Annotated in this window: 28 protein-coding genes; 19 read left to right on the top strand and 9 right to left on the bottom strand. The window is 61.7% G+C overall.

Annotated features, from left to right (window positions below):
* Positions 1-65 precede the first annotated feature (65 nt).
* Positions 66-374 carry a carbohydrate isomerase gene (locus tag DVB37_RS16140; RefSeq protein WP_046805814.1) on the top strand — a complete coding sequence of 103 codons (309 nt, stop codon included), beginning with the start codon at positions 66-68 and terminating at the stop codon, positions 372-374.
* Here the strand turns inward: DVB37_RS16140 and DVB37_RS16135 are convergent.
* Complete coding sequence (locus DVB37_RS16135; RefSeq protein ID WP_046805839.1) at positions 371-865, bottom strand: GNAT family N-acetyltransferase; 495 nt, start codon at positions 863-865, stop codon at positions 371-373. The two genes, DVB37_RS16140 and DVB37_RS16135, sit on opposite strands and share 4 nt — an antisense overlap.
* Before the next feature lie 98 nt (positions 866-963).
* Between DVB37_RS16135 and DVB37_RS16130 the strand changes: the two genes are divergently transcribed.
* Both DVB37_RS16130 and DVB37_RS16125 read left to right on the top strand, forming a co-directional pair.
* Positions 964-2,595 carry an intermembrane transport protein PqiB gene (locus tag DVB37_RS16130; protein WP_120156172.1) on the top strand — a complete coding sequence of 544 codons (1,632 nt, stop codon included), beginning with the start codon at positions 964-966 and terminating at the stop codon, positions 2,593-2,595.
* Positions 2,596-2,701: 106 nt separating this feature from the next.
* A complete protein-coding gene (locus DVB37_RS16125; RefSeq protein ID WP_046805812.1) occupies positions 2,702-2,959 on the top strand; it encodes a hypothetical protein in 258 nt (85 codons plus the stop codon).
* Between the two features lie 46 nt (positions 2,960-3,005).
* Here the strand turns inward: DVB37_RS16125 and DVB37_RS16120 are convergent, their stop codons facing one another.
* From DVB37_RS16120 to DVB37_RS16110, 3 genes are all read right to left on the bottom strand, one after another.
* Positions 3,006-3,314, bottom strand: a complete 309-nt coding sequence (locus tag DVB37_RS16120; protein ID WP_046805838.1) for a hypothetical protein — start codon at positions 3,312-3,314, stop codon at positions 3,006-3,008.
* Between the two features lie 141 nt (positions 3,315-3,455).
* A complete protein-coding gene (locus DVB37_RS16115; protein WP_120156171.1) occupies positions 3,456-4,904 on the bottom strand; it encodes an MFS transporter in 1,449 nt (482 codons plus the stop codon).
* 149 nt (positions 4,905-5,053) lie between these two features.
* A complete protein-coding gene (locus DVB37_RS16110; RefSeq protein WP_120156170.1) occupies positions 5,054-5,641 on the bottom strand; it encodes a TetR/AcrR family transcriptional regulator in 588 nt (195 codons plus the stop codon).
* 96 nt (positions 5,642-5,737) lie between these two features.
* On the opposite strand from DVB37_RS16110, the gene DVB37_RS16105 reads away from it, so the two are divergent.
* The gene (locus DVB37_RS16105) at positions 5,738-6,928 is read left to right on the top strand and encodes an MFS transporter (protein ID WP_120156169.1); all 1,191 of its coding nucleotides are present in this window, start codon (positions 5,738-5,740) and stop codon (positions 6,926-6,928) included.
* A gap of 65 nt (positions 6,929-6,993) precedes the next feature.
* Positions 6,994-7,392, top strand: coding sequence for a RidA family protein (locus DVB37_RS16100; RefSeq protein WP_120156168.1), 399 nt, complete (start codon positions 6,994-6,996; stop codon positions 7,390-7,392).
* A gap of 12 nt (positions 7,393-7,404) precedes the next feature.
* Here DVB37_RS16100 and DVB37_RS16095 read toward each other — a convergent pair whose 3' ends face one another.
* On the bottom strand, positions 7,405-8,316 hold the full coding sequence (locus tag DVB37_RS16095) for a LysR family transcriptional regulator (protein WP_120156167.1): 912 nt from the start codon (positions 8,314-8,316) through the stop codon (positions 7,405-7,407).
* 121 nt (positions 8,317-8,437) lie between these two features.
* On the opposite strand from DVB37_RS16095, the gene DVB37_RS16090 reads away from it, so the two are divergent.
* Together DVB37_RS16090 and DVB37_RS16085 are read left to right on the top strand one after the other, a co-directional pair.
* A complete protein-coding gene (locus tag DVB37_RS16090) occupies positions 8,438-9,592 on the top strand; it encodes a DSD1 family PLP-dependent enzyme (protein ID WP_120156166.1) in 1,155 nt (384 codons plus the stop codon).
* A 65-nt stretch (positions 9,593-9,657) separates the two neighbouring features.
* Positions 9,658-9,930, top strand: coding sequence for a hypothetical protein (locus DVB37_RS16085; protein WP_046805806.1), 273 nt, complete (start codon positions 9,658-9,660; stop codon positions 9,928-9,930).
* A gap of 22 nt (positions 9,931-9,952) precedes the next feature.
* On the opposite strand, the gene DVB37_RS16080 is transcribed toward DVB37_RS16085, so the two are convergent.
* Positions 9,953-10,255: a DUF2513 domain-containing protein gene (locus DVB37_RS16080; RefSeq protein WP_046805836.1), complete on the bottom strand. Its 303-nt coding sequence runs from the start codon at positions 10,253-10,255 to the stop codon at positions 9,953-9,955.
* Between the two features lie 124 nt (positions 10,256-10,379).
* On the opposite strand from DVB37_RS16080, the gene DVB37_RS16075 reads away from it, so the two are divergent.
* From DVB37_RS16075 to DVB37_RS16050, 5 genes are all read left to right on the top strand, one after another.
* Positions 10,380-10,778, top strand: a complete 399-nt coding sequence (locus tag DVB37_RS16075) for a hypothetical protein (RefSeq protein WP_120156165.1) — start codon at positions 10,380-10,382, stop codon at positions 10,776-10,778.
* Positions 10,779-10,873: 95 nt separating this feature from the next.
* Positions 10,874-11,194, top strand: a complete 321-nt coding sequence (locus DVB37_RS16070) for a hypothetical protein (protein WP_046805804.1) — start codon at positions 10,874-10,876, stop codon at positions 11,192-11,194.
* Positions 11,195-11,564: 370 nt separating this feature from the next.
* A complete protein-coding gene (locus tag DVB37_RS16065) occupies positions 11,565-11,768 on the top strand; it encodes a cold-shock protein (RefSeq protein WP_006220190.1) in 204 nt (67 codons plus the stop codon).
* Positions 11,769-11,899: 131 nt separating this feature from the next.
* Complete coding sequence (locus DVB37_RS16060) at positions 11,900-12,463, top strand: DUF924 family protein (RefSeq protein ID WP_104145014.1); 564 nt, start codon at positions 11,900-11,902, stop codon at positions 12,461-12,463.
* 303 nt (positions 12,464-12,766) lie between these two features.
* Positions 12,767-12,973, top strand: a complete 207-nt coding sequence (locus tag DVB37_RS16050) for a cold-shock protein (protein ID WP_046805802.1) — start codon at positions 12,767-12,769, stop codon at positions 12,971-12,973.
* Positions 12,974-13,119: 146 nt separating this feature from the next.
* Here DVB37_RS16050 and DVB37_RS16045 read toward each other — a convergent pair whose 3' ends face one another.
* A complete protein-coding gene (locus DVB37_RS16045; protein WP_046805801.1) occupies positions 13,120-13,665 on the bottom strand; it encodes a TIGR00645 family protein in 546 nt (181 codons plus the stop codon).
* Positions 13,666-13,928: 263 nt separating this feature from the next.
* On the opposite strand from DVB37_RS16045, the gene DVB37_RS16040 reads away from it, so the two are divergent.
* From DVB37_RS16040 to lon, 5 genes are all read left to right on the top strand, one after another.
* Positions 13,929-14,684, top strand: coding sequence for a M48 family metalloprotease (locus DVB37_RS16040; RefSeq protein WP_006220185.1), 756 nt, complete (start codon positions 13,929-13,931; stop codon positions 14,682-14,684).
* Between the two features lie 164 nt (positions 14,685-14,848).
* A complete protein-coding gene (tig, locus tag DVB37_RS16035; protein ID WP_120156164.1) occupies positions 14,849-16,159 on the top strand; it encodes a trigger factor in 1,311 nt (436 codons plus the stop codon).
* Between the two features lie 4 nt (positions 16,160-16,163).
* Entirely contained in the window at positions 16,164-16,817 is a 654-nt protein-coding gene (gene clpP / locus DVB37_RS16030) for an ATP-dependent Clp endopeptidase proteolytic subunit ClpP (protein ID WP_006220183.1), read from the top strand.
* A gap of 101 nt (positions 16,818-16,918) precedes the next feature.
* Entirely contained in the window at positions 16,919-18,217 is a 1,299-nt protein-coding gene (gene clpX, locus DVB37_RS16025; protein ID WP_046805799.1) for an ATP-dependent Clp protease ATP-binding subunit ClpX, read from the top strand.
* A 209-nt stretch (positions 18,218-18,426) separates the two neighbouring features.
* Positions 18,427-20,877 (top strand): endopeptidase La, encoded by a 2,451-nt coding sequence (gene lon / locus DVB37_RS16020; RefSeq protein ID WP_046805798.1) that lies wholly within the window; start codon positions 18,427-18,429, stop codon positions 20,875-20,877.
* A 229-nt stretch (positions 20,878-21,106) separates the two neighbouring features.
* On the opposite strand, the gene lexA is transcribed toward lon, so the two are convergent.
* Together lexA and DVB37_RS16010 are read right to left on the bottom strand one after the other, a co-directional pair.
* Positions 21,107-21,754 carry a transcriptional repressor LexA gene (gene lexA / locus DVB37_RS16015; RefSeq protein WP_046805797.1) on the bottom strand — a complete coding sequence of 216 codons (648 nt, stop codon included), beginning with the start codon at positions 21,752-21,754 and terminating at the stop codon, positions 21,107-21,109.
* 157 nt (positions 21,755-21,911) lie between these two features.
* Positions 21,912-23,111: an amino acid aminotransferase gene (locus tag DVB37_RS16010; protein WP_104145018.1), complete on the bottom strand. Its 1,200-nt coding sequence runs from the start codon at positions 23,109-23,111 to the stop codon at positions 21,912-21,914.
* A gap of 76 nt (positions 23,112-23,187) precedes the next feature.
* Here DVB37_RS16010 and uvrB point away from each other — a divergent pair, with 76 nt between their 5' ends.
* Positions 23,188-25,317, top strand: coding sequence for an excinuclease ABC subunit UvrB (gene uvrB / locus DVB37_RS16005; protein ID WP_240433893.1), 2,130 nt, complete (start codon positions 23,188-23,190; stop codon positions 25,315-25,317).
* A 279-nt stretch (positions 25,318-25,596) separates the two neighbouring features.
* Positions 25,597-26,088, top strand: coding sequence for a low molecular weight protein-tyrosine-phosphatase (locus tag DVB37_RS16000; RefSeq protein WP_046805835.1), 492 nt, complete (start codon positions 25,597-25,599; stop codon positions 26,086-26,088).
* Positions 26,089-26,199 lie beyond the last annotated feature (111 nt).

Here is a 26,199-nt window from a genome sequence, read left to right as displayed (position 1 = left end):
CGCGGGCATGCCATCGACGGCAGCTTGCTATACGATCCAGGCCACACCACTACAGGGAGGCCCGGATGTCTTTTTACGTAATCGTCGCTGTTCGAAAAGAGCCCATCAGCGGGCACATTGCCTATGTGCGCTGGGGCCAGGCCGAGCGGGGCGTGCCAGGCTGGGTCACCGAGCCGGTCACGGCCTCGGCGTCCGAGGTGATTGACGTGATCAAGGAGGGGGCCGACGTGGAAACCGCCATCAGCGTGGACGGCACCAGCGTGGCGCTGCGCCCCGTGCGCGTGCTGACCACCGACGACGGCCACGAACTGCTGGCGTCCGTGCCGGTGCCTAGCTCGACCTTGCACACGCTGTTCGACCTACCCGAGTTCTAGGCGGCTTGGCGGCGGCCTTCGGCGAAGCTTTTCAGCGCGTCGTCGGTCAGGCGGTAGCGGACCCACTCATCCAGCGGCACCGCGCCGATCGATACGTAGAAGTCGATTGCCGGCTTGTTCCAGTCCAGCACGCTCCATTCCAGCCGCCCGCAGCCGTTGGCCACCGCTTCTTGCGCCAGGTGGCGCAGCAGGTCGCGTCCGGCCCCGATGCCGCGATGCTCGGGCGTGATGTACAGGTCTTCCAGGTAAATACCGTTCTTGCCGAGCCAGGTGGAATAGCTGTAGAAATAGACCGCGTACCCGATAGGTTTGCCATCCGCCAGGCACATCAGCGCCTTGGCGGGCGCCTGCGGGGCAAAAAGGGTACGGGCGACGTCGTCTGCGCTGGCGATCACTTCGTGCGCGGCGCGCTCGTACACGGCCAGTTCAGTAATGAAGGCATAGATCTGGGCCGCATCCGAGGGGATGGCGGGGCGGATGGCGATATTCACGTTGACTTCCTCCAAATAGGAGGGCCATGCTACCCGCTATTCCAGGCGCTTGCTGACGGGCGATCCGGTCTGACGCGTACACGAAGGAGACATCCTCGATGGCTGAGTCTGGTTCTGCCGCAGCTCGCACGCCGCCGCGCAAGGGGCGCCGCGTTTCCTGGATCTGGCTGGTCCCGGTGGTGGCCGTCATCGGCGGATTGCTGCTGGTGGTGCAGGCCTGGCTGAATGCAGGGCCCACGGCTACCGTCCACTTCCAGACCGCCGAAGGCCTGGAAGCGGGCAAGACGCAGGTCCGCTACAAAGAAGTCAATGTCGGCCTGGTTGAACGCGTCAACCTGAACCAGGACCGCACGGGCGTGGTGGTCACGATCCGCGTGGACAAGGACGCGGCCAACCTGTTGCGCGACGGCACGGTATTTTGGGTGGTGCGCCCGCGGCTGACGCTCAGCGGGGTGTCGGGCCTGGGTACGCTGTTGTCGGGCTCGTATATTGGCCTGGACCCAGCGGGCGGCCAGGGCAAGGGCGGCGCCCGCAGCGAGCGTAAAAGCGAATTCACCGGTCTGGAAGTGCCGCCCGAGGTCGCGCAGGACCGGGCCGGAAAGCGCTTCACGCTACACGCCAACGATCTGGGCTCGCTGGATGTCGGCTCACCCGTGTACTACCGCCGCATTGCCGTGGGGCAGGTGGTGAACTACCGGTTGGCCAAGGACGGCGATGGGGTCGACGTGCAGGTGTTCGTCGACGCGCCGAACGATTCCTACGTCAATGAGAGCACGCGCTTCTGGAACGCCAGCGGCGTCGACTTCAGCGTGGATGCGCGCGGTTTGCAGATGCGGTCCCAGTCCCTGGTTTCCGTAATTGTGGGGGGCGTGGCATTCGACACCCTGGAACGGGCGGCCAGCCAGCCCGCGGCGGCGGGCGCGGCGTTCCCGCTTTTCTCCAGCGAAGAGTCGGCCCGGGCCGAACCGGACGGCGCGCCGCTACACGTGCGCATGCGTTTCGATCAATCTGTGCGGGGGCTGGTGGTGGGGGCGCCTGTCGACGCGTATGGCGTCACGGTCGGCAAGGTGGACGCCATCGACCTGGACTTTGATCAGTCGGCCAAACAGTTCTACGCGCTGGTATCCGCCACGCTGTACCCGGAGCGGCTGGGCGACAAAACGTTCCACCAGATCAAGAACTTCGCGGGCCCGGATGTCAAACACCCCAGCGGCAGGTTGATGACAGCCTTGGTCGCACGGGGCACCCGGGCGCAGTTGCGCATCGGCAACTTGTTGACCGGCCAGCTGTATGTCGCGCTGGCGGAATTTCCTGATGCGCCCGCCGCCACTTTCAAGATGGAAGATCGACCGTTCATCCCCACCGTGCGCAATAACCTGGACCAGCTGCAACAGCAGTTGAACAGCATCCTGACCAAGGTCGACAAGGTGCCGTTCGATGCCATCGGTACGGAACTGGCCGGGGCGCTTCGGGGCGCCTCGCGTCTGGTCAAGCGGCTGGATACGCACCTGGCGCCAGAGGCGCAGGCCGTGCTGAGGCAAGCAAACCAATCGTTGGCGGCCGTGAGCGCGTTGCTGGCCCCCGAGTCCGCGTTGCCGCTAAATACCGATACGGCGCTGCGCGAGTTGGGGCGCGCGGCGCGTTCGTTGCGGCAGTTGGCGGATTATCTTCAGGCCCATCCCGACGCGCTGTTGCGGGGCAGGGCGCCGGATGCGGCGCCCGGGCGGTAGGTAGACACCGGCGTGCACGGTTTTGGGCATGACACTTGCTGGAAGCTTTCTACGAACGGTTGCAGCACTGCGGCCGGCGGTGCGGTATCCGAGGGGGGACCACCGAATGGATCATAGTGAAATGATGGTGCGCATGATTTCCCAGCCGGTCGCGCCGGACCAGCTGGACGGCTGGGACGGCGTGTTGTCCGCGTATGCGGACTGCCTGTTGCAGGTACAGGGCAAGCTGACCGACGCGGACGTCAGCCGCTTCCTGGATGTAGGCGCCTTGGTTTTTCGTTCGTGTTGCCAGGACGAAGCACGCCTGCGGTGGACAGCCGAGGAACTGGCTGCTTTTCACCGCAAGCCGGAATGCGGCGCGTAGGCTTGGCAACAACGCGCTGACAATAAACGCCTGGAACAAAGAGCGTTCAGTACAAGCATTGGCTAAGCGCGAATTTACGGCCAAATGCATGGACCTCGTCACCGTCCACCGCCGCCGCCACATCCCAGTGGCCGCCGCGCGTCACCAAAAACGATTGCCCGGTCAGCGCATGCCGTAATGCAAAGCGCCAAAAGGCCGGTTCGGAGCCGATGGGCTCCAGGTCGTGGGGCCCGATCATCAGCCGGGTGGGGCGGGGGGTGGCGCCCAGCGACCATCGCACCGCAATCGCCAGGAAGGCGAACCGCGCGGACATCGACGACGGTTGAACGCAAAGGACTCGTATCTTGTTGCTCATGGGCGCCACCTTTTGCAGGTGCTTCTGAGCGTAGCAAAGACGCGCGTGACGTTCCATACCGCCTTTGCTGTATTTCGGCCCCAATGGTCTGACGATTGGCAGCATCGCGTGGACTTGCGTGATGCCGCCAATCAAGGCGCGTTACGCATCCGGCCCCGGCGCCACAGCCCGCGTCACGCGAGGCAGCAGGATCAGCGCCAGTGCCGGCATCAATGCAAACGCCGCGAACAGCCAGCCCGCGGCATGCCGAGCCCCTTCGACACCGCCGGGGTCGGCAAGCCCCGCGCTATTGACGACCACGCCGGCCAGTGCCGCCGTTACCGCCGCCGCATAGAGCTGCACGGTGGTAATCGACGAAGACGTCAGCGTCTCTTCGCCCTTGGGCGCCGCGTTGAACACTTTGGTCAGAAGATGCGGCCAGGCCAGCCCGATGCCGAATCCCACCCCCGCCAACGCAACGATGTACGCGCCCAGGCCGGCCGGGGTGGCAAGCAGTGACGCCTGCGGTGTCATGATCCCCAGACCGATCAGCGACCCCAGGATCACGATGGGGCTGATGCGTATCAGCCGGTCGGCGTCGCGGCCCGTCCGGGTGGCGCTGGGCATGGCGGCCAGCGTCCAGCCGGCGCCCATGGCAGCGGTCAGGTAGCCCGCCTTCAGCGGCGGCATGCCGTGGATGACTTGCAGGAAATAGGGCACGAATATCTCGGTGGCGATAGCGGCCACCACCAGGCACATCGTCGCGTACAACGCGCCCAGCGGCGCGCGCAGGCTATAAGCGCCGGTGGGCAGCAGGCGATGGCGAGCGCGGGCGTCGACCCGGGCGATAAGCAGGGCGATGATGAGCCCCGCCCCAATGCCCGCCACGTTCCACACTAGCTGCGTCGACAGGCTGGCCAGCGTGACGGCGATTACGGAGGCGACCAGCAAGGCCAATGTGCGCAGCGGCAGCACCGAGCGCGGCGCAGGCGGTACCGACGCCCGTCCGCCCACCTTGAATGCGACGATCAACGCCAGCACGGCGGCAACCGGTAACAGGGCCCAGAACGCCAGGCGCCAGTTTCCCGACTGCGCGAATATCCCGCCGATGGCGGGCCCGGACAGCGTTGCAACGCCCCACATGCAAGACACCAAGGCCATGGCGCGGGACCACAACGGGGCGTCGAACACCAGCCGGATCAATGCGTAGCTCAACGCGAAAAGAATGCCGCCGCCCAGCCCTTGCACGCTGCGTCCCGCCAGCAGCACCGGCATGCCCGGGGCCATCGCGCAGATAACGGCTCCGGCGCTGAAGACGGCCACGGCGAACAGGTAGGCGCTGCGCGGCCCTAGTGTTTCGATCAGCTTGGCCGACAGCGCGGATCCGATGATGGACGTCACCACGAACAGCGTCGTGTTCCAGGCGTAGTACTCCAGGCCGCCTATGTCCTCGATCACCGTGGGCAGGATGGTGGTGACGATATAAACGTTGATGGCGTGCAGCGCGACGCCGCCCGCCAGGGCAATCGACCGCAGGGCATTGGCGCCTTGAAGCAGGTCGGCCCACGAAGCGCTGGGGGCGACGGGCTCAAGGGTGGGGCTGGGGGGCACAGGCGCTCCGATAATTTAAACAAGCAAATTCTTTGATAATACGTGCGTTGCAGAAAGCGCACAACGCGGGCGCGGAGGTTCCTTGCGGCGTGTCTCGATCCGGCTCCTGACCGGGTCCAGACTCAGACCCCGACCCAAGCCGGACCGTATCAAGGCCTGCGTCGCAAGCCACGAAGCATCAAGTCCAGGGTGTGCAGCGCATCATCAAGGCGATCCGATTCGCCGGCCGAACCGGCGATCCATAACGCGCTGTCCGTCAGCCCGCCATTGATGAAATTGGCGATGGCCCGGGGGTCGGCGGTTTCAATGAGCCCGTCGTCGATCAGTTGCTTCAGCAACGCCGCCATGGAGGCAACGCACTGCGACTGCGCCGCGTTCGGCCCCGCGCCCAGCACCGCCGGCGCGTCTTGCAACACAATCCGCCGAATGGCCGGTTCGGTTGCCATTCGCAAATACGCGCGGCAGCGTTCGCGCAGCGCCGTCCACGCGTCCGGAGCTTGATCCGAAATATCCTTCAAGCGCCGGTCCATATCGTCGTCGATCTGTTGGACCACGGCGGCAAGCAAGCCTTGTTTGTCATTGAAATGGTGATACAAGGCTCCTCGCGTCAACCCGACCCGGGCGGTCAGATCGTCCATGGACGTGGCGGCATAACCGACGTGTTCGAACGCGTGACGGGCGGTGGCAAGCAGCTTGGCGCGAGTCGCTTCGATCATTTCCGCGCGGGTGCGGGGCATGTGCGTCTCCCATGACATACGGTGCGCAGGTTAATTGACATACGGAATGTATGTGAATAGGATCCGCCTGTCCACCCAATCAGCAAAAGGTCTTCGGTGTCCAATCCGTATCGTGAGTTATTCAACGCGCCAGGCGCCCTTGGTTTCGTCCTGGCCGGCGCCATCGCGCGCCTGCCTTTGCCGATGATCGGGATCGGCATCATCACGATGCTGTCGGAAGTGCGGGGTGCTTACGGCATGGCGGGCGCTGTTGCCGCCACGTTTGCGTTGGCGACCGCGTTGCTGGCCCCGCGCATTTCGCGGCTGGTGGACCGTCATGGGCAAGGGCGCGTGCTGCCCGTCGCTGCGGGGATCTGCGTGGCCGCATTGCTTGGTTTATCGGCCTGCGTAGAGTGGAACGCGCCGGACTGGACGCTGTTCCTGTTTGCCGCGCTGGCGGGCACGTTGCCCAGCATGCCCGCGATGATCCGTGCGCGTTGGACCGAGATCTTTCGCGACCAGCCGCAACTGCGTACCGCCTATGCGCTGGAGTCGGTCGCTGACGAGGTCAGCTTCATCCTGGGTCCGCCCTTGGCCGTGGGCCTTAGCGTGGCGTTGTTTCCGCAAGCGGGGCCGCTGGTTGCCGCGTTGCTGTTGGCGGTGGGTGTGACGGCTTTCGTCTTGCAGCCCGCCACGGCGCCCACGGTGCAGGCCGTCCCGGCCGGGCGGCAGGCGTCGGTGTTGCGCATGCCGTCGATGTTCGCGCTGGTGGCCATGATGGCGGCCATGGGCGTCATCGTGGGCACCATCGACGTCTTGAGCGTGGCCTTCGCCCGCGCTCAGGGCGTGCCGGCGGGGGCAAGCCTTGTGCTATCCACCTACGCACTGGGTTCGTGCGTGGCGGGGCTGGTGTTCGGTGTCATGAAGTTCCAGATGCCGCTGGCCCGCCTGCTATCGATCGCGGCGGCCGTGACGGCATTCACGACGTTGCCGCTGCTGCTGGTGAACGACCTGGTGACCTTGGCGTTGGGCGTGTTGCTGGCCGGCCTGTCCTTCGCGCCCACCATGATCATCGCGATGGCATTGGTGGAAAGCAGCGTGCCCGGCCAGCGTCTGACGGAGGGGCTGACCTGGCTGGTTACCGGGCTGGGGGCCGGCGTTGCGGCGGGCGCGGCGATAGCGGGCTGGGTCGTGGATCACCATGGCGTGCAAGCCGGATTCTGGACTGCCACGGTAGCTGGCGCGATCGTGTTGCTGGTGGCTTTGCCCGGCGCGCGCCGGCAGGGGGTGGCACGCGTCCCGCTGTAAAGCAAGGCGTCGCTAGAATGGCGGCTCCGGCGTGCTGTGGGGGCGCGCCGTTCACAGGAGCACGCATGTCCAGAACCGTTGTCAATCCCGATACCGTTTTCAACACCGTCCAGTACGGCTTCAGCCAGGCGGTGATCGTTACCGGGCAGCGCAGAATGCTGTTGTCTGGCCAGGTTGGTGTCGACATTAACGAACGCACCGTTGGCCCCGGGCTGCAAGAACAAACCCAGGCGGCACTGGACAATATCGAACGTGTGCTGGCCGCCGCGGGCGCCAACCTGGCCCAGGTCATCATGCTGCGCATCTACATCTGCGAGACCGCGCGAGAGGATCAGGAAGTGATCGCCCAGGCGCTGCGCGCTCGCTTTCCGAAAGACCCGCCGCCGTCCTCATGGATCATCGTCAGCGGGCTGTCACTGCCGGAATGGCTGGTGGAGATCGAAGCGGAAGCCATGCTGGATTGACATGGGCTTTGGCTAGGGCTTGTCGCGCCAGGGCGTCGAGGCGAAGGCTTCGCGCAGATGCGCCAGGAAACCGCCGGTGCGGGCCGATTGCTCCTGGCGCGACTTGACCAGCGCCACGACGTTGGCATCCGGCAAGCTCCACCCCGCCAGCAGCGGCACCAGCGCGCGCGCCTTTAGATGTTCCGCCACGTCCCATTCCGAACGCGCAACGATGCCGTGCCCGGCCAAGGCCCACTGCACGGCGGCCGCGCCGGTGTTGCTGGACAGCACCGGCGATACGCGTACGCCCACGGCGGGGCCTCGGCCGCGCTTGAATCGCCATAAGGTCACGTCTTCGTCGTTTTCGCGCAGCGCGATGCAGTCATGGTCGCGCAGGTCTTCCGGTTTGGCGGGCGCGCCATGGCGCGCCAGGTACGCCGGCGACGCGCACAAGATGCGGCGGTTGGGCGCCAGGGGGTAGGCCACCAACGTCGAGTCGCGCAGCTCTCCGATGTGGATCATGACGTCCCAGTTGTCCGTGGCCAAGCGGGGAGGGCCATCGGACAGCGTCAGGCTTGCGGTGATGTTGCCGCTGGTTTTTCGGAATTCCGCCACCAGCGCGGCAACGTAGCGTTGCCCGAAGCCCAGCGGCGCGACGACGCGCAAATGCCCCGCCACCACACCCCGGCGGCCGGCCAATTCGTCGGCCAGATCGCCGAGTTCGCCGCAGATCTGGCCGGCGCGCAACGCCAATAGACGGCCTTCGTCGGTCAGTGCGGTGCCTTTGCCGGATCGGTTTACCAGGCGGACGCCCAGACGCTTTTCCAGTGCATGCAGCCGTTGCGTAACGGCCGGGGGCGTCACGTCCAGCGCCCGGGCGGCCTGCGCAAGCGAGGGCGTCGCCGCGAGACTCAGGAAAAATCGCAGGTCGTCCGTTGTGATCATTCAGTTTTGACTTAATGAAAAATTAAGCTGACATTAAACACGTGCGCGTTGCGTCACGCCATACTTGGACCGACCAAATCAGAATATTCCGCATTGTCTTCGCCTTTTTCGAGACCCGCTTATGACTCCCGCCACCCTTGCCGCCACCGTCGACAGCCTTGAAACCCCATGCCTGCTGCTGGACGAAACGCGCATGACGCGCAATATCCAACGGCTGGCCACCCTGATGGCCAAGCACGGCGTGCGACTGCGCCCACACCTGAAAACGCCCAAGTCGATCGAGGTGGCGCGCCGGGTGATGAGCGGCCCCCACGGGCCGGCCGCTGTTTCGACCTTGCAGGAAGCAGAGCAATTTGCGGCCGCCGGCGTCACCGATCTGCTCTACGCGGTGGGCGTGTCGCCGGGCAAGCTGCCGCGTGTGCTGGCGCTGCGCCAGCGCGGCGTGGACCTGACGGTGGTTGTCGACAGCCTGGACGCGGCGCGCGCGGTAGCGGCGCAGGCGCAGACCAGCGGCGGCGGGATACCCGCGTTGATCGAAATCGATTGCGACGGCCACCGGGCAGGGGTGCAGCCGGGTAATGCCGAGCAATTGCTGGCCATTGCGCGGGTGCTGCACGCGGCCGACAGCCTGCGCGGTGTCATGACGCACGCCGGCGAATCCTATGGCTGCCACAGCGTCGACGCCATCGCCGACATGGCCGAGCAAGAGCGCGCCGCTGCGGTCGGCTGCGCCCAGACCATCCGTGCGGCTGGACTGCCGTGCCCGGTTGTGAGTGTGGGGTCGACACCCACCGCCCATTTCGCCCGCAACCTGGACGGCGTGACGGAAGTGCGCGCGGGCGTGTATGTGTTTTTCGACTTGGTGATGGCGGGCCTGGGCGTCTGCTCAATGGACGACATCGCCGCCTCGGTGCTCACCACGGTGATCGGACACCAGCCGGATAAGGGCTGGATACTGGTTGACGCCGGGTGGATGGCCATGTCGCGCGACCGCGGCACCGCCAAGCAGGCCGTCGACCAGTTGTACGGCGTGGTCTGCGACGTAAAGGGAAACGTCTACCCCGATCTGCTGTTGGCCGAAACCAACCAGGAGCAGGGCATCATCAAATTGCGCGCGGGCAGCACTGCCCGCCTGCCGGACCTGCCCCTGGGTACCAAGCTGCGCATCCTGCCCAACCACGCCTGCGCAACGTGTGCCCAGCACGAGGCCTACGAAGTCGTTCGACCCGGCGAGCCCGGCGTGGTGGCGCACTGGGAACGGTTTCGCGGCTGGTGAATCGGCGCCCCGCAGGGGGCCGCCTATAATGCGCACGCCTCAACGATTACGGGGGAGACGTTCGCATGCAGTACGAATATTTGTTCTGGTCCATGGCCGCCATGGTGGCGGCCGCGCTGATCGGCGGTTCGCTTTGTGGCCGCCTGCGCTCGGTCAAGCAAGTGCTGCTGGGCGTGCTGGCCCTGGCCGTGGCCATCTGCGCTGCCGTTGTGCTGCTATCTCATCAAGGCGGCTTTGGCGACTTGTCGGCGATGCTGTCCATCGCCGCCTTCATGTTCAGCCTGGTGATCGGCACCGCGGCATCCTTGCTCACGCGGCGCATCCTGCAACGCCGCTGAGCCTTTATCTGTAGCCTTTACATCACTCTTCGGCGTCGAATTCCTCGGCGTCGTCCTCGTCGTCCTCATCCTGCTCCAGCGCGTCGTATCCCTTCCACGTGATACGCCAGCGCGCGGCACCGGCATTGGCGGCGGTTTCGCTCACTTGCTTGACCAGGCCGGCATCGGCCAACAGGTCCAGATGATGCGCAATGACCTGCAAGCCCTGTTCTTCGGGGTGCGGCGCCAAAGCGGCGTTCTTGATGTCGTGCGTGCTCAGGTTGGGGCCGGGCGCGTCGCGCAGGGCGCCAAGAATCGTGACGACCAAGTCGAAATCGCGTTGCATGATGTTCACCGTAAGAAAAATAGTAGGCTGACAATAGCAGAGTTCCGTGGCGTGAATGCGACGGTGCGCAAGGCCGGGTTACAGTCGATGGTTCTCGACAACCGACACTTACCTACAGAACTTTATGAAGAAACCCGCTGAACGCGATTGCCTTGCGGTGATCCCCGGTTATTCGGGCCAGGCCGCCAAGCTTTACCTGACGCGTGGCGAAGACGAGCGCATCGAAGGCGTGACGATTTTCGACCTGCTTGGCCACGTCAAGCAACAAGGCGACGCCGACGCGGCCGCCGCCTGGATCGGCGAATGGCTGGCCCAGGAAGCCGACAACCGCAGGGCGCGCCGCACGCAGCTGCAGGCGCAGATGTTCATCTGCAAGCTCACCGGCGATGACAAGAATGCGTTCCTGGCCGCCCAGAAGCCGCTGATCCGCGTGCTGACCGATGCAGGGGTGCGCTGCCGTAGCGTAGCGGCCACGTCTGGGGCCGCTCGCCAGTCGCTGGGCCCAAATGTCAAAAAACATTAGGCGAAGGCTGTTATAGTCGCGCCTGGGCGTGAGATTGCACCTTCACGGTGCGTGCGTCCAAGCGGGCCCAGCCCGCTGATCAAGGAAGAGTGAACATGGAAATAGTAAGTCGGCACCTTGCCGACGTAGAGGGCGGCGTCGAGCTGCTCACGACGCTGGATGGCGAGCCCATCAGCGTCTACGTGGTGGTGGGCGTAACCGATCTCAATGCGATCGCTGACATCGTCCCCATCGAAAAAGTCGAAGCCGGAGCGGATATACACGCTTCAAATGTCGACAATGTTGATAATGCGCAAGAACAAATCGACCAGGTCCTGGAAAATATGAATCCCGGCGACGTGGCGGTTTTCCTTTGCTCGGGATCCGATGCTTTTGGCGCGGCTCTCGATCTGTTGGGTTTACCTATCGACCAGTAAGCCTGACGGCAAACCAAAGTGCTGATCCGAATGACGTATGAAAGACGTATGCGTTAAGACAGCATTTATATAAGCCCCGATTGTTTTTTTATGTTGTATGGGTGTTTACACCTATGCAGGGACAAGTTTTGCCTATGAAAACGTGCAAATTTTCAACGCAGTTTCTCTTTGTTGCATTATTGGCACGTATTTTTTAGGATTATGTTGACTTGTGAGGGGAACATAACGATAGTGTCGGCACACGATCACAAGCGTTGCGATTTTCGTTCAGTGCCGTGCCTTTTCCGGCTCAGCGTTATTGTTCTACTGTCCCCTCCTTGATTGATTCGTGACCTCCGGGCATTTGCCCATTATCTCTAGGAAATACAGTATGGAAACCGGCGTCGTTAAGTGGTTCAATTCGGAAAAAGGCTATGGCTTCATCACCCCGGAAGCGGGTGGTAAGGATCTGTTCGCTCACTTCTCCGAAATCCAGGGTTCTGGCTTCAAGTCTCTGGAAGAGAACCAGCGCGTCAGCTTTGTGACGGCCAATGGCCCCAAGGGCCCGCAAGCCACGAAGATTCAGGTCCTGTAAAGGTCTGAGTTTTCGCAAAAAAGCCCCTTCGGGGGCTTTTTTTGTTTTTGCGGCGCGCTATTCTGCATCTGCCAGCACGGCCACAGCGCCGCGCTGGCCTGTACCGCTTCAATGCCTTCAGGACGGCTTCCATGACTGCTTCTTCGCCAATGGCCCTAACCACGCAAGCGACCGACGTCGTGGCCTTCTGGGCCGATGCAGGGCCGCAGCAGTGGTATCGCAAAAGCGATGCGTTCGACGCCGAGTTCCGGCAGCGCTTCGAAACGGCGCATTGGGCCGCCGCATCGCGGCAGCTGGACGCCTGGCAAGAAGATGCCGATGGCGCGCTGGCCCTGATGATTTTGCTGGATCAGTTTCCTCGCAACGCGTATCGCGGCACGGCGCATATGTTCGCCACCGACCCATTGGCGCAGTATTTCGCCGAACGGGCTATCGCGGCAGGGCACGATCTGGCGGTGCAGCCGGTGATGCGGCAGTTCTTCTACATGCCGTTCGAGCATTCGGAAAGCCTGGTCATGCAAAATCGTGGGGTTGCGCTGATGGAGCCGCTGGAGCCGGATACGCTGCGCTGGGCCATCTTGCATCGGGACATCATCAAGCGCTTTGGTCGCTTCCCGCATCGCAATGCCGTGTTGGGGCGACAGACCACTCAGGCCGAACATGAGTTCCTGGCTGCCGGCGGATTTGCCGGCTGACCGAGCTTGCACCCCATGCGCTGACGCGAAGTCAGTGGGTATCGGCATGTATCTTTTCATACCAATGTGAAAATATTCGTCGTTATATGGCCCGCGCCTGCCGACAAGCTTCGCGCGTGCGTCGACCATTCGCATATTTGACGTTTTTCCGGGTTCACCAATACACTGAGTTCAGCGAGATTTTCAAGCGACGCGGTCTGCGTCAACTTGTCGCCGTCAGTGGTGCTGCGGTTGCTTCCTCTCCCATCCTTGATGATCTGGCGCCCCGCGAGAAATCGCATCTTTTAGGTTCAAGGACAATCCATGGCAACCGGCATCGTTAAGTGGTTCAACGCCGAAAAGGGTTACGGCTTCATCATGCCCGACGACGGCAGCAAAGACCTTTTCGCCCATTACTCCGAAATCCGCAGCGAAGGCTATAAGTCCCTGCAGGAAAACCAGCGCGTCACCTTCGAGGTTGGTACCGGTCCCAAGGGTCCCAGCGCCAAGAACATCAAGGTCGCGTCCTGACGCTTTGCGGGTAGCGCCCCGGGTGCGCCCGGTGTTCGGCCCATAAAAAAGCCCCCACACGCAATGTGTGGAGGCTTTTTTTTACGACAAACGCAACGCGTTGGCGCGCGCGTCTTAATGCCTAGGTGTCTTAGTGCCTTAGTGCCTTAGTGCTTATGCACGGCCGGAGTCGACAGCTTGTCGACCAGCGCGATACCCAATGCGGACAGTATGAACAACGCGTGGATGATTGTTTGCCACATGACGCCGGCTTCGGTGAAACGCGCGTTCGGCGTGCCAATCGTGCCGGCTTCGATGAACGTGCGCAGCAAGTGGATGGACGAGATGCCGATGATCGCCATCGCCAGTTTCACCTTCAGCACGCTGGCGTTCACGTGGCTTAGCCATTCCGGTTGATCCGGATGATTCTGCAAGCGCAGTCGTGACACGAAGGTTTCGTATCCGCCGACGATCACCATGACAAGCAGGTTCGAGATCATGACCACGTCGATCAAGCCCAACACCAGCAGCATGATTTCCATTTCGCCAAAGCTGTTGGCGTGGGTCAGCAGGTGCCATAGCTCTTTCAGGAACAGCATGACGTAGACGCCTTGCGCCACGATCAGCCCAAGGTACAGCGGCAATTGCAGCCAGCGCGAACTGAAGATCAAACTGGGCAATAGGCCCAGGCGGGGAGGGGAGGGTTCAATCATGTTGGGTGCGAGCCATTTGTTGTTTGCGATAAAAGCGCGGCGGCAATTCTAACAACGCCAAGACGACGCCGGCAGCAGATTTTTATGACAAAGCCGCGTCATGTCGTCACGGCCCGCTAGCACTTCCGCACAGGGTTTGCCCGACTTTTATGTAAGCGAAACTGCCATTTGCGAAACTCTGTGGCGAAACGCTTGGAGCGCTTTCGGCATATATAGAATTGCCGCCTCGCTCGCATAGAGTCAGTCAAGAGGAGTTTGTTCCCATGAAGATCCGCTACACCGTTGCCGCGTTGACCGTCGCGCTTGCCCCTTATTCCGCGTCGCATGCCTTCGACATCGGCGGCCTGGTGGGCGCTGGCAGCAAGGTTGTGCAAGCTGCCACCTTGAGCGACGCCGAAATCAAGACCTTGTCGGACAAGGCGTGCGCGCAAAGCGATTCCCAAGAAAAGATTGCCGCGCCGGGCAGCAAGTACGATGCGCGTCTGCAAAAGATCGCCAAGGCGCTGGGCGGCACTGTCAATGGTCAAAAGGCCAACTACAAGGTCTACATCACCAAGGACGTCAATGCCTGGGCCATGGCCAACGGCTGCATCCGCGTCTATAGCGGCTTGATGGACATGATGACGGACGACGAAGTCATGGGCGTGGTCGGCCACGAAATCGGCCACGTTGCGCTGGGCCATAGCAAGAAGGCCATGCAAACTGCCTACACCGTGTCCGCCGCGCGCGATGCCGCCGGTGCCGCGGGGGGCGCCACGGTCGCAGCTCTGAATTCGTCGCAATTGGGCGACCTGACCGAAAAGTTCATCAACGCGCAGTTCTCGCAATCGCAGGAAAGCGCCGCGGACGACTATTCGTTCGATCAGTTGCAGGCCAAGAAGCTCAATACGCGGGGTTTGGTCACGGCTTTCCAGAAGCTTGCCGAGCTTGATGGCGGCAAGAGCGATATGATGAGCTCGCACCCGTCCTCGGCCAAGCGCGCTCAACACATCGAAGACCGCATCGCCAAGGCCAAATAAGGCGTCAAAGCGACGTTCGCCCTCCCTTTTCGGGCGGAAAACGGGGCGCGAGTATCCGGGCAATTCCGGGGCTCGCGCCCCTTTGCGTCAGGGTTCCGGAAGTTTCCGGTAAAATGGCGTGTTTATCCGCCCGTAATCTCATCTCTCGGAAAATAGGTCTTTTAATGCAGCCTGTGGTTGAAACCCTCTCCGGCCTGGAGCGCCGTGTTGATCTGGCCGTCTCGGTGGCCGACGTCGAAAAGGAAGTCCAGGCGCAATTAAAGCGCGTGGCTCGCACCGCCAAGGTCCCCGGCTTCCGCCCGGGTAAAGCTCCGCTCGCCATGCTCGAGCGTAGCCATGGCCCCAGCATTCGCTACGACGTGATCAATAGCCAAGTTGGCCGTGCCTTCGAACAAGCCATCGACGGCGCCAAGCTGCGCGTCGCTGGCGCCCCGAACCTCGAACCCAAGACTGAAGGCGTTACCGACGACACGCTGGCGTTCACCGCCACGTTCGAGGTCTACCCCGAAGTTGCCGTGCCGGATCTGTCGGCGCTGGCTGTCACGCGCTACGAAACCGCCGTCACCGACGCCGAAGTTCAACAAACGCTGGACGTTCTGCGCAAGCAGCGCGCCACGTTCGAAGCCCGTGAAGGCCGCGCCGCGCAAGATGGCGACCGCGTCACGCTGGACTTCGCCGGCACCATCGACGGCGTGCCGTTCGAAGGCGGCAAGGCCGAAGACTTCCCGTTCGTGCTCGGCCAAGGCCGCATGCTGCCGGAATTCGAAGAAGCCGCTCGCGGCCTGAAGGCTGGCGAAACCAAGGTCTTCGAACTGAAGTTCCCGGATGACTACCAAGGTGTGGAAGTCGCCGGCAAGACCGCCGAATTCACCATTACCGTCAAGGAAGTGGCTGAAGGCGTTCTGCCCGAACTGAACAGCGAATTCGCCAAGTCCCTCGGCCAAGCCGAAGGCGACGTCGAAAAGCTGAAGGCCGACATCCGCAGCAACATCGAACGCGAAGTCAAGGTCCGTTCGGCTGGCCGCACCAAGTCCAGCGTCATGGACGCCTTGGTCGAAGCCGGCAAGTTCGACGTACCGAAGGCGCTGGTCGACAACGACGTTCAAGGCCGTGTCGCCGCTGCCCGCGAAGAGCTCAAGCAGCGTGGCATCCCCAACGCCGAGTCCGTGCCGATCCCGGCTGAAGCTTTCTCGAGCGAATCCGAACGCCGTGTCCGCCTGGGCCTGCTGGTGTCGGAACTGGTCAAGCAAGCCCAGTTGCAAGCCAAGCCCGAGCAAGTTCGTGCGCGCATTGAAGAATTCGCGGAAAACTACGAACAACCCGCTCAGGTTGTCAGCTATTACCTGGCTGACCGCCAGCGTCGTGCTGAAATCGAGGCTATCGTGCTGGAAGACAATGTCGTCGCGCACGTTCTGGAAAAAGCTAAGGTCACCGAAGAAAAGGTGCCTTTCGATCAGTTGATGGGGATGGCGTAACACTATGCAGAGATTCACCGATTTCTATGCGGCAATGAATGGCGGGTCTTCGGTGACCCCCACCGGCCTGGGCTACATTCCCATGGTTATCGAGCAGTCGGGGCGCGGCGAGCGCGCCTACGACATCTATTCGCGTCTGCTCCGCGAACGGCTCATTTTCCTGGTGGGTCCGGTCAATGACGCAACGGCCAACCTGGTTGTGGCGCAGTTGCTGTTCCTGGAATCGGAGAATCCTGACAAGGACATTTCCCTGTACATCAACTCGCCTGGCGGGTCCGTGTATGCGGGAATGGCCATTTTTGACACCATGCAGTTCATCAAGCCGGACGTATCGACCCTGTGCACCGGCCTGGCGGCCAGCATGGGCGCGTTCCTGCTGGCGGCTGGCAAGAAGGGCAAGCGTTTCACGCTGCCCAACTCCCGGATCATGATCCACCAGCCGTCGGGCGGCGCCCAGGGCCAAGCGTCCGACATCCAGATCCAGGCTCGCGAGATCCTGGACCTGCGCGAACGTCTTAACCGGATCCTGGCCGACAACACCGGCCAGTCGATGGAGCGAATCGGCCTGGACACGGAACGTGACAACTTCATGTCCGCCGAAGATGCGGTATCGTATGGATTGGTGGACAAGGTGATGAGCTCCCGCTCGGAAGGCTGACTTCCAGGTTGATCCGAACCCGCTGCCACCAAGTTTGAGTAAGCGCATGCGCTGGACCCGTTATCGGTCTGGCGCGTCTTTACCTGAGATACGAAACAAATATGCCTGAAAAAAAGGGATCGGCAGACGCAAAAGTGCTGCATTGCTCGTTTTGCAATAAAAGCCAGCATGAAGTCCGCAAGCTGATCGCGGGTCCGTCGGTGTTCATCTGTGATGAATGCATAGATCTGTGCAACGACATCATCCGCGAGGAAGCGCAAGCGACCGCGCGCGCGGCGATTCGTTCCGAGCTGCCCACTCCGGCCGAAATCAAGACCTTCCTCGATCAGTACGTCATTGGGCAGAACTCGCCCAAGCGCATGCTGGCCGTGGCGGTTTACAACCATTACAAGCGCATTCGTCACGGCGAGATCAAGGGTGACGAAGTCGAGCTCTCCAAGAGCAACATCATGCTGATCGGGCCCACGGGCTCGGGCAAGACGCTGTTGGCGCAGACTTTGGCGCGCATGCTGAATGTGCCTTTCGTCATGGCTGACGCCACGACGCTGACCGAAGCCGGCTACGTCGGCGAAGACGTCGAGAACATCATTCAGAAGTTGCTGCAAAACTGCAACTACGAAGTCGAGAAAGCGCAACGCGCCATTATCTACATCGACGAAATCGATAAGATTTCCCGCAAGTCGGACAACCCGTCCATTACGCGCGACGTTTCCGGCGAAGGCGTGCAGCAGGCGCTGCTCAAGCTGATCGAAGGTACGGTTGCCTCGGTGCCCCCGCAAGGCGGACGCAAGCATCCGAACCAGGACTTCGTGCAAGTGGACACGACCAACATCCTGTTCATCGTGGGCGGCGCCTTCGACGGACTGGAAAAGGTCATCCGTGACCGTACCGAAAAGTCCGGCATCGGGTTCTCGGCCTCGGTACGTGCCAAATCCGAACGCGGTGTAGGCGAGCTGTTCTCGGAAGTCGAACCCGAAGATCTGATCAAGTTCGGCTTGATCCCGGAACTGGTGGGTCGTCTGCCCGTGGTCGCCACGCTGGACGAGCTGGACGAAGCGGCATTGGTTCAGATCCTTACCGAGCCGAAAAACGCTTTGCTCAAGCAATTCCAGAAGCTGTTCGCCATGGAAGGCGCCGAGCTGGACCTGCGTCCTGCGGCATTGAAGGCGATCGCCCGCAAGGCGCTCAAGCGTAAGACGGGTGCCCGGGGCTTGCGTTCGATAATCGAACAAACGCTGTTGGACACCATGTATGAGTTGCCTTCGCAGGGCAACGTAAAGCGTGTGGTCGTCGACGAGAACGCAATCGAAGGCGAGGGCAAGCCCTTGCTTATCTATGCGGACGAAGCCGGCGAATCCGACAAGCCGGAGCGTGGAGAAGTCCGCGACGCTGCAGCCTGATATTTCAAAAAAGCCCGTTCCTGTAACGGGTTTTTTTGCCGTAGGAGTGCCCTCCGGGGCATTTTTTTTTGCCTTTTGCCTATCCGGCAGCCGGGATCTTGAATTTTCGGCTATTGTTCCCATAACAGACGTAACTGACGCGGATAGCCCGGGTACTCTCTCCCAGGCTCCCCGTCCCCGATACGCCGAGTCATACCGAGGAACCTCCTATGTCTGCCAGCCAGACCCTGCCTTCCGACCCGATCGACCTGCCTTTGCTCCCACTTCGCGACGTCGTGGTGTTTCCGCACATGGTCATCCCGCTGTTCGTCGGCCGTCCGCGCTCTATTCGCGCGCTCGAGGTTGCGATGGAAGCGGGCAAAAGCATCATGCTGGTGGCCCAAAAATCCGCCGGCAAGGATGATCCCACCCCCGAAGACGTCTACGAGATCGGCTGCGTTGCCGGCATCCTCCAGATGCTCAAATTGCCCGACGGCACCGTTAAGGTTCTGGTCGAAGGCACTCAGCGTGCCCGCATCAACAGCATCGAAGATGCCGATTCGCATTTCACCTGCCAGGTGACGCCGATCGAGCCGGACGCCATGCAGGGCTCCGAAACCGAGGCCCTGCGCCGCGCGATCGTTGCCCAGTTCGAACAGTACGTAAAGCTCAACAAGAAGATCCCTCCGGAGATCCTGACCTCGTTGGCCGGCATCGACGATGCGGGTCGCCTGGCTGACACGATCGCCGCGCATCTTCCGCTGAAGCTCGAGCAGAAGCAAAAAATGCTCGAGATCGTCGGCACGTCCGAGCGCCTTGAAGGTCTGCTTACCCAGCTGGAAACCGAAATCGACATTCTTCAGGTCGAAAAGCGGATTCGCGGCCGCGTGAAGAAGCAGATGGAAAAGAGCCAGCGCGACTACTACTTGAATGAGCAGGTCAAAGCCATTCAGAAGGAGTTGGGCGAGGGCGAAGAGGGCGCGGACATCGAAGAGCTTGAAAAGAAGATCATCGCTGCCCACATGCCCAAAGAGGCGCGTAAAAAGGCCGATGCCGAGCTCAAGAAGCTCAAGCTCATGTCGCCCATGTCGGCCGAAGCCACCGTGGTGCGCAACTACATCGATACGCTCATCAACCTCCCCTGGAGGAAGAAGAGCAAGATCAACAACTCGATCGCCAACGCCGAGACGGTGCTGGACAACGACCATTACGGTCTGGAAAAGGTCAAGGAACGCATTCTCGAATATCTTGCCGTGCAACAGCGCGTAGACAAGGTCAAGGCACCGATCCTGTGCCTGGTCGGCCCCCCGGGCGTCGGCAAGACCTCGCTGGGCCAGTCCATTGCCAAGGCCACGAACCGCAAGTTCGTGCGTATGGCGCTGGGCGGCGTGCGTGACGAGGCCGAGATCCGAGGCCATCGCCGTACTTACATCGGTTCGATGCCCGGCAAGATCGTGCAGAACATGTCGAAGGTCGGCGTGCGCAATCCCTTGTTCCTGCTTGATGAAATCGACAAGCTGGGCATGGACTTCCGCGGCGATCCTTCTTCGGCGTTGCTTGAAGTGCTGGACCCGGAACAAAACCACACGTTCCAGGACCACTACATCGAAGTCGACTTCGACTTGTCCGACGTCATGTTCGTGGCCACCAGCAACACGCTGAACATCCCGCCGGCTCTGTTGGACCGTATGGAAGTGATCCGCCTGTCCGGTTACACGGAAGAGGAAAAGATCCATATCGCTCGCGACCATCTGCTGCCCAAGCTGATGCAGAACAACGGCGTGAAGGACAACGAACTGACGGTCGATGACAGCGCGCTGCGCGATATCGTTCGCTATTACACCCGGGAAGCCGGTGTGCGCGCCCTTGAACGCGAAGTGGGCAAGATCTGCCGCAAGGTCATCAAGCAGTTGCTGACCCAGAATGATCGCGCCAAGGCGGAAGGCAAGACCATCGAGGTCAAGCCGGTCAACGTCACGGGCGACAACCTGAGCGACTACCTGGGCGTGCGCCGCTATACCTTCGGGATGGCCGAGAAGGAAAACCAGATTGGTCAGGTGACCGGTCTGGCCTGGACGGAGGTCGGCGGCGATCTGCTGACGATCGAAGTGGCGGACATGCCGGGTAAGGGCGTGATCCAGCGTACGGGTTCGCTTGGCGACGTGATGAAGGAATCGGTGGAAGCGGCTCGCACGGTGGTGCGGTCCCGCGCTCGCCGCCTGGGCTTTGCCGACAGCGTCTTCGAGAAGCACGACATGCACGTCCACGTGCCGGAAGGTGCGACGCCCAAGGACGGCCCGTCCGCGGGTATCGCGATCACGACGGCCATGGTTTCGGCGTTGTCGCGCATTCCGGTGCGCGCCAATGTTGCCATGACCGGTGAGATCACGCTGCGCGGCGAAGTGCTGCCTATCGGTGGCCTGAAGGAAAAGCTGCTGGCGGCCCACCGTGGCGGTATCAAGACGGTCTTGATTCCAGAGGAAAACGTCAAGGACTTGGCGGAGATCCCCGATAACGTCAAGAACCAACTTGAGATCGTGCCGGTCCGCTGGATCGACAAGGTGCTGGAATTGGCGCTGGAGCGTCTGCCGGAGCCGCTGGCCGAGGAAGAAGCCGTCAAAGACGCGCTGGTGACCAAGCCTGCCGAGCCCGGCTCGACGGACCCGGTTCTGAAGCACTGATCAGCTGGTATGGCTGGGCGCCCGAAGTATGGTCGTCCAACAAAAAACCCCGCCATGTGAAAACCCCCGAAAGGTTGGATCTACGTCCAACTTTCGGGGGTCAGTTCAATGTGGCGGGGTTTTTTTATGGCCATCATTTTGGCCTTCGCGGTAACTTTGGTTATGGCCGTTGCCGGGCGAACGCTACGGCGAGGCTAGGCAGACCGTGCCTGATCCACCCCGTGCTGCGTCAGTGCAACGCGTGCGTACGGATTAGACCGACGGCGATGCCTTCCAGCGCGAACTCTTGGTCTGCTTCAACGATGATGGTTTGAAAGTCCGGATTTTCCGGCAGCAGTTCGATGTGCCCATTGGTGCGTTGCAGGCGCTTGACCGTCACGTCGTCGCCCAAACGTGCCACGACGATCTGGCCGTTGCGCGCTTCAGAGGCCTTCTTCACCGCAAGCAAGTCACCTTCCAGAATGCCCGCATCCCGCATGCTCATGCCGCGCACCTTCAGCAGGTAATCGGGCGCTTGGGCAAAAAGATGGGGGTCCACGCCAACCTCGCGTTCGACGTGTTCGGCCGCAAGGATAGGGCTGCCTGCCGCAACGCGCCCGACCAACGGCAGCAGCAACTGCGCTAACGAAGGTATGGCCAGGGAGGTCTGAGACTGGGAGGGCCCGTCTTTCAAGCGTATGCCGCGCGAGGCGCCGGCGGTGAGCTCGATAGCACCCTTGCGGGCTAATGCCTTAAGGTGGTCTTCTGCCGCATTCGGTGAGCGGAAACCAAGGGCCTGGGCGATTTCGGCACGCGTCGGCGGAAAGCCTGTGCGCGTGACGGTCTGCCGGATGAGGTCCAGGATTTGTTGCTGGCGGTCGGTGAGTTTGCTGGCCATGGCGATGATCCGGTATGAGCGGACTGTACATATATACAGCGCCATTCTGGGGGACGTAGCGGAAAAAAGCAAGCCGGCGGCGGGCCCGAAAGCAAAACGGAGCCATAGGGCTCCGTTACGTCATAACAGGGCCGCGGACGGCCCGTACAGGCAGGCGTTACAGCACGGCGGCGATGCCGGCAGCTACCTTGTCAATGTTGCCGCTGTTCAGCGCAGCCACGCAGATGCGGCCGCTGGACACCGCGTACACGCCATGCTCTTCGCGCAGGCGATCCACTTGAGCCGACGTCAGGCCCGAGTACGAGAACATGCCGCGTTGCTGCAGGACAAAGCTGAAGTCCTGCTTGGCGCCGTGTTCCTTGATCTTTTCCACCAATTGCTTGCGCATCAGGCGGATGCGGTCGCGCATGCCGGCAAGTTCTTCTTCCCACATGGCGAACAGTTCCGGCGTGTTCAGCACCGTCGACACCACCGTGCCGCCGTGGGTCGGCGGGTTGGAATAGTTGGTGCGAATGACGCGCTTGAGCTGGCTCAGGACGCGGCCCGCCGCTTCCTTGCTGCCAGCGACGATCGTCAGTGCGCCCACGCGTTCACCGTAAAGCGAGAACGACTTCGAGAACGACGAACTGATGAACATGGTCATGTCCAGATCGGCGAACATGCGCACGACAGCGGCGTCCTCGGTCAGACCCTCGCCAAAGCCCTGGTAGGCGATGTCCAGGAACGGAACCAGGTTGTTTTCCTTCACAACCGCGGCGATCTGCTTCCATTGCTCCGGCGTGGGGTCCACACCGGTCGGGTTGTGGCAGCACGCGTGCAGCACGACGACGGTCTGCGCCGGGGCTGCCTTCAAGTCCGCCAGCATGGCTTCGAAGTTCAGGCCGCGGGTGGAAGCGTCATAGTACGAATACGTGCCGACCTCAAAGCCGGCGCGCTCGAACAGCGCACGGTGGTTTTCCCAGCTGGGGTTGCTGATCAACACCTTGGAAGAGGGCAGCAATTGGCGCAGGAAGTCGGCGCCGATCTTAAGCGCGCCGGTGCCGCCCAGCGCTTGGGTGGTCAACACGCGACCGGCTGCGGCCAGCGCGGAATCCTTACCCAGCAACAGGGCTTGAGCGCCCTGGTTGTAGCCGGCGATGCCTTCGATGGGCAAATAGCCGCGAGCGGCGGCCGCTTCGATGCGGGCGGTTTCGGCCTTGCGAACGGCGCCCAACAGGGGGATCCGTCCCTGGTCGTCGTAGTACACGCCCACGCCCAGGTTGACTTTACCCGGACGCGTGTCCGCGTTGAATTGTTCGTTCAGACCAAGAATGGGGTCGCGCGGCGCGAGTTCGACGGAATCGAAAAGGTTGCTCATGGGACTCTGATGAGGATGGGTGGACGCAGTACGAGGTGCTGTGGATAATGGGGGGTTTACCCTGGAACAGTCTAGCATGCCAAACAGCCCAATAGACCCGAGCGGCGCGGGAGATCTGGCCCAGAATCTCGCTGGAAATGCCGTGGTACCAGTATCGGCTGACGCACCGCCCGTTGCTGGCGCGGAACCGCGCTTTGTGGAATATCCCGGTAGCCCGTTCCAGCTGTTCCAGCCCTATCCTCCGGCCGGCGATCAGCCTACCGCGATCAACGGGTTGACCCAGGGTATCGAAGACGGCCTGATGTTCCAGACGCTGCTGGGCGTGACGGGCTCGGGCAAGACCTACACCATGGCGAACGTGATCGCGCGGCTGGGACGCCCTGCGTTGGTGTTGGCGCCCAACAAAACGCTTGCGGCGCAGCTATATGCCGAAATGCGGGAGTTCTTTCCGAAGAACGCGGTCGAGTATTTCGTTTCGTACTACGACTATTACCAGCCCGAGGCCTATGTCCCGACGCGCGACCTGTTCATTGAAAAGGATTCGTCCATCAATGAGCACATCGAACAAATGCGTCTATCGGCTACCAAGAGCCTGCTTGAACGCCGGGACACTATTATTGTCGGCACGGTGTCTTGCATCTACGGTATTGGTAATCCCGGCGACTACCACGCGATGGTTTTGATTCTGCGCAGCGGTGACCAGATCTCGCGGCGGGAAATCCTGGCGCGTCTGGTTGCCATGCAATACACCCGCAATGACGCCGAATTCACGCGGGGGGCGTTCCGGGTCCGTGGCGAAACCATCGACATCTTCCCGGCAGAAAGCCCCGAGCTGGCGCTGCGCCTGACGCTTTTTGATGACGAGATCGAAAGCCTGGAGTTGTTTGATCCCCTGACGGGCCGCATTCGGCAAAAGCTGCCACGGTTTACCGTGTATCCCGGGTCGCATTACGTCACCCCGCGCGATACGGTTCTGCGCGCGATTGAAACGATCAAGGTGGAACTGCGAGAGCGTGTCAAACGCTTCGTGGACGACGGTCATCTGGTCGAAGCCCAGCGTCTGGAACAGCGCACGCGGTTCGATCTGGAAATGCTGCAGGAGTTAGGCTTTTGCAAGGGGATCGAAAACTACTCCCGCCACCTGTCCGGCGCCGCACCAGGCGACCCGCCACCCACGTTGATCGATTACCTGCCGTCCGACGCGCTGATGTTCATCGACGAAAGCCACGTGACCATTGGCCAGCTCAGCGCCATGTATCGCGGCGACCGGTCGCGCAAGGAAACGTTGGTGCAATATGGGTTCCGGTTGCCCTCCGCGATGGACAATCGGCCCCTCAAGCTTGAAGAATTCGAGGCGCGGATGCGCCAATGCGTGTTCGTGTCGGCCACGCCAGCGGCTTACGAGAAAGAACACGCTGACAACGTCGTTGAGCAGGTCGTTCGGCCCACCGGCTTGGTCGATCCTTTGGTCGAGGTATTGCCAGCTCGCACCCAGGTGGACGATTTGTTGGGCCAAATCAAGGCACGGGTTTCGGTGGGCGAGCGGGTGCTGGTCACCACCCTGACCAAACGCATGGCCGAAGATTTGACGGATTTCCTTAGCGAACACGGCGTCAAGGTGCGCTACTTGCACTCCGACATTGATACCGTCGAGCGCGTGGAAATTCTGCGGGACCTGCGCCTAGGCACCTTTGATGTGTTGGTGGGCATCAACCTGCTGCGCGAGGGGCTGGATATTCCCGAGGTTTCGCTCGTGGCAATTCTTGACGCCGACAAGGAAGGCTTCCTCCGATCCGAGCGCAGCTTGATCCAGACGATTGGCCGCGCGGCCCGCAACCTGAACGGCCACGCCATTCTCTATGCAGACCGTATTACGGATTCGATGCAGCGCGCGATGGAGGAAACCAGCCGTCGGCGCGCAAAGCAGCTGCAGTTCAATATCGACAATGGCATTACGGCGCGCGGCGTCCGCAAGGCCGTGCGTGAGCTGATCGACGGCATCGTCGCGCCAGTGCAGCACGACGCCCTCGAAGCCGCCGTGCCGGCCGAGTTCCTCAAGGACGAGAAGGCCTTGGCTCGCGAGTTGAAGCGCTTGGAGAAGCTGATGATGGACCATGCTCGAAACCTGGAGTTCGAACAGGCCGCTGCCGCACGCGATGCGCTTACCGCGCTGAAGCAACGTGTTCTTCTTGATGGGGCCGTATAAGCGCTCGCGCCGCGCCGCGCCGCGCAGCGCAGCGCAGCGCGTCGGTATGGGCTGACAGGTAGCTGACATAATGCTGAAAATGGTGCGCAGGACGATCGATATGCGCGCCGAGCAGGAAAGGGCGCCTGGCGCCCACTGGGAGTGGAGGGGTGACGTTCAAATATCCCGATAACCCGTTGATATTAAAGGGGCTTGTGAACGCTCCGGCCGACCTTTACTCATTTGTTTCTTTGCAAAAAAAGCTTGCCTTATCTCGGGTTTTCCCTCACACTTACTCCCATGATGACCAAGGTACTTTTCGTTTGCATGGGCAATATCTGTCGCTCGCCGAGCGCAGAGGGCGTGTTTCGCCATTTGGTGAATGACGCGGGGTTGAGCGACGTTGTTCGCATTGACTCTGCGGGCACGCATGCGTTTCATATCGGCGAGGCGCCTGATGCCCGGGCGCAGGCTGCGGCGCGTAAACGCGGCTACGAGATCACGCACTGTGAGGCCCGTCAGGTCACCGCAGAGGATTTCCGCGACTTCGATCTTATCCTCGCCATGGATTGGGACAACCTGTCTGCGATGCAGCAGCAGTGCCCCAAGACCTATCAGCACAAGCTGATGCTGCTGATGCGCTTTGCCAATGAGTTTGAAGAGGCCACTGTGCCCGATCCTTACTACGGCGGCGCGGATGGTTTTGGCAAGGTTCTCGACTACTTGGAAGACGCCTGCCAAGGTGTCCTGGAATTGGTCCGCAAGCGCGCTACCCAGTACCAAGCGGCCTGACCGCTTTTCCGTAGAGCCGCTCACAGTGCGGCTCTTGGGGTACATGGCAACGAAAAAACCGCGCAACAGCGCGGTTTTTTCTGGCCAGGAGCCATACCAAATTAGTCGGGA

Origin of the sequence: Achromobacter sp. B7 (assembly GCF_003600685.1) — a bacterium.
Taxonomy (GTDB): domain Bacteria; phylum Pseudomonadota; class Gammaproteobacteria; order Burkholderiales; family Burkholderiaceae_B; genus Achromobacter; species Achromobacter spanius_B.
The sequence above is the reverse complement of the archived record's forward strand: the minus strand, read 5'-3'. Positions and strand labels throughout refer to the sequence as shown.

What these genes read in the sequence shown, in the direction of transcription:
- uvrB (WP_240433893.1), top strand. Translation starts at nt 23,188, where the DNA reads ATGCCAAACAGCCCAATAGACCCGAGCGGCGCGGGAGATCTGGCCCAG.
- DVB37_RS16120 (WP_046805838.1), bottom strand. Translation starts at nt 3,314, where the DNA reads ATGAGCAACAAGATACGAGTCCTTTGCGTTCAACCGTCGTCGATGTCC.
- DVB37_RS16140 (WP_046805814.1), top strand. Translation starts at nt 66, where the DNA reads ATGTCTTTTTACGTAATCGTCGCTGTTCGAAAAGAGCCCATCAGCGGG.
- DVB37_RS16080 (WP_046805836.1), bottom strand. Translation starts at nt 10,255, where the DNA reads ATGCAACGCGATTTCGACTTGGTCGTCACGATTCTTGGCGCCCTGCGC.
- DVB37_RS16070 (WP_046805804.1), top strand. Translation starts at nt 10,874, where the DNA reads ATGGAAATAGTAAGTCGGCACCTTGCCGACGTAGAGGGCGGCGTCGAG.
- tig (WP_120156164.1), top strand. Translation starts at nt 14,849, where the DNA reads ATGCAGCCTGTGGTTGAAACCCTCTCCGGCCTGGAGCGCCGTGTTGAT.
- DVB37_RS16095 (WP_120156167.1), bottom strand. Translation starts at nt 8,316, where the DNA reads ATGATCACAACGGACGACCTGCGATTTTTCCTGAGTCTCGCGGCGACG.
- DVB37_RS16040 (WP_006220185.1), top strand. Translation starts at nt 13,929, where the DNA reads ATGAAGATCCGCTACACCGTTGCCGCGTTGACCGTCGCGCTTGCCCCT.
- DVB37_RS16090 (WP_120156166.1), top strand. Translation starts at nt 8,438, where the DNA reads ATGACTCCCGCCACCCTTGCCGCCACCGTCGACAGCCTTGAAACCCCA.
- lexA (WP_046805797.1), bottom strand. Translation starts at nt 21,754, where the DNA reads ATGGCCAGCAAACTCACCGACCGCCAGCAACAAATCCTGGACCTCATC.
- clpP (WP_006220183.1), top strand. Translation starts at nt 16,164, where the DNA reads ATGCAGAGATTCACCGATTTCTATGCGGCAATGAATGGCGGGTCTTCG.
- DVB37_RS16100 (WP_120156168.1), top strand. Translation starts at nt 6,994, where the DNA reads ATGTCCAGAACCGTTGTCAATCCCGATACCGTTTTCAACACCGTCCAG.
- DVB37_RS16050 (WP_046805802.1), top strand. Translation starts at nt 12,767, where the DNA reads ATGGCAACCGGCATCGTTAAGTGGTTCAACGCCGAAAAGGGTTACGGC.
- DVB37_RS16065 (WP_006220190.1), top strand. Translation starts at nt 11,565, where the DNA reads ATGGAAACCGGCGTCGTTAAGTGGTTCAATTCGGAAAAAGGCTATGGC.
- DVB37_RS16060 (WP_104145014.1), top strand. Translation starts at nt 11,900, where the DNA reads ATGACTGCTTCTTCGCCAATGGCCCTAACCACGCAAGCGACCGACGTC.
- DVB37_RS16075 (WP_120156165.1), top strand. Translation starts at nt 10,380, where the DNA reads ATGAAGAAACCCGCTGAACGCGATTGCCTTGCGGTGATCCCCGGTTAT.
- DVB37_RS16085 (WP_046805806.1), top strand. Translation starts at nt 9,658, where the DNA reads ATGCAGTACGAATATTTGTTCTGGTCCATGGCCGCCATGGTGGCGGCC.
- lon (WP_046805798.1), top strand. Translation starts at nt 18,427, where the DNA reads ATGTCTGCCAGCCAGACCCTGCCTTCCGACCCGATCGACCTGCCTTTG.
- DVB37_RS16110 (WP_120156170.1), bottom strand. Translation starts at nt 5,641, where the DNA reads ATGCCCCGCACCCGCGCGGAAATGATCGAAGCGACTCGCGCCAAGCTG.
- clpX (WP_046805799.1), top strand. Translation starts at nt 16,919, where the DNA reads ATGCCTGAAAAAAAGGGATCGGCAGACGCAAAAGTGCTGCATTGCTCG.
- DVB37_RS16010 (WP_104145018.1), bottom strand. Translation starts at nt 23,111, where the DNA reads ATGAGCAACCTTTTCGATTCCGTCGAACTCGCGCCGCGCGACCCCATT.
- DVB37_RS16130 (WP_120156172.1), top strand. Translation starts at nt 964, where the DNA reads ATGGCTGAGTCTGGTTCTGCCGCAGCTCGCACGCCGCCGCGCAAGGGG.
- DVB37_RS16125 (WP_046805812.1), top strand. Translation starts at nt 2,702, where the DNA reads ATGGATCATAGTGAAATGATGGTGCGCATGATTTCCCAGCCGGTCGCG.
- DVB37_RS16045 (WP_046805801.1), bottom strand. Translation starts at nt 13,665, where the DNA reads ATGATTGAACCCTCCCCTCCCCGCCTGGGCCTATTGCCCAGTTTGATC.
- DVB37_RS16000 (WP_046805835.1), top strand. Translation starts at nt 25,597, where the DNA reads ATGATGACCAAGGTACTTTTCGTTTGCATGGGCAATATCTGTCGCTCG.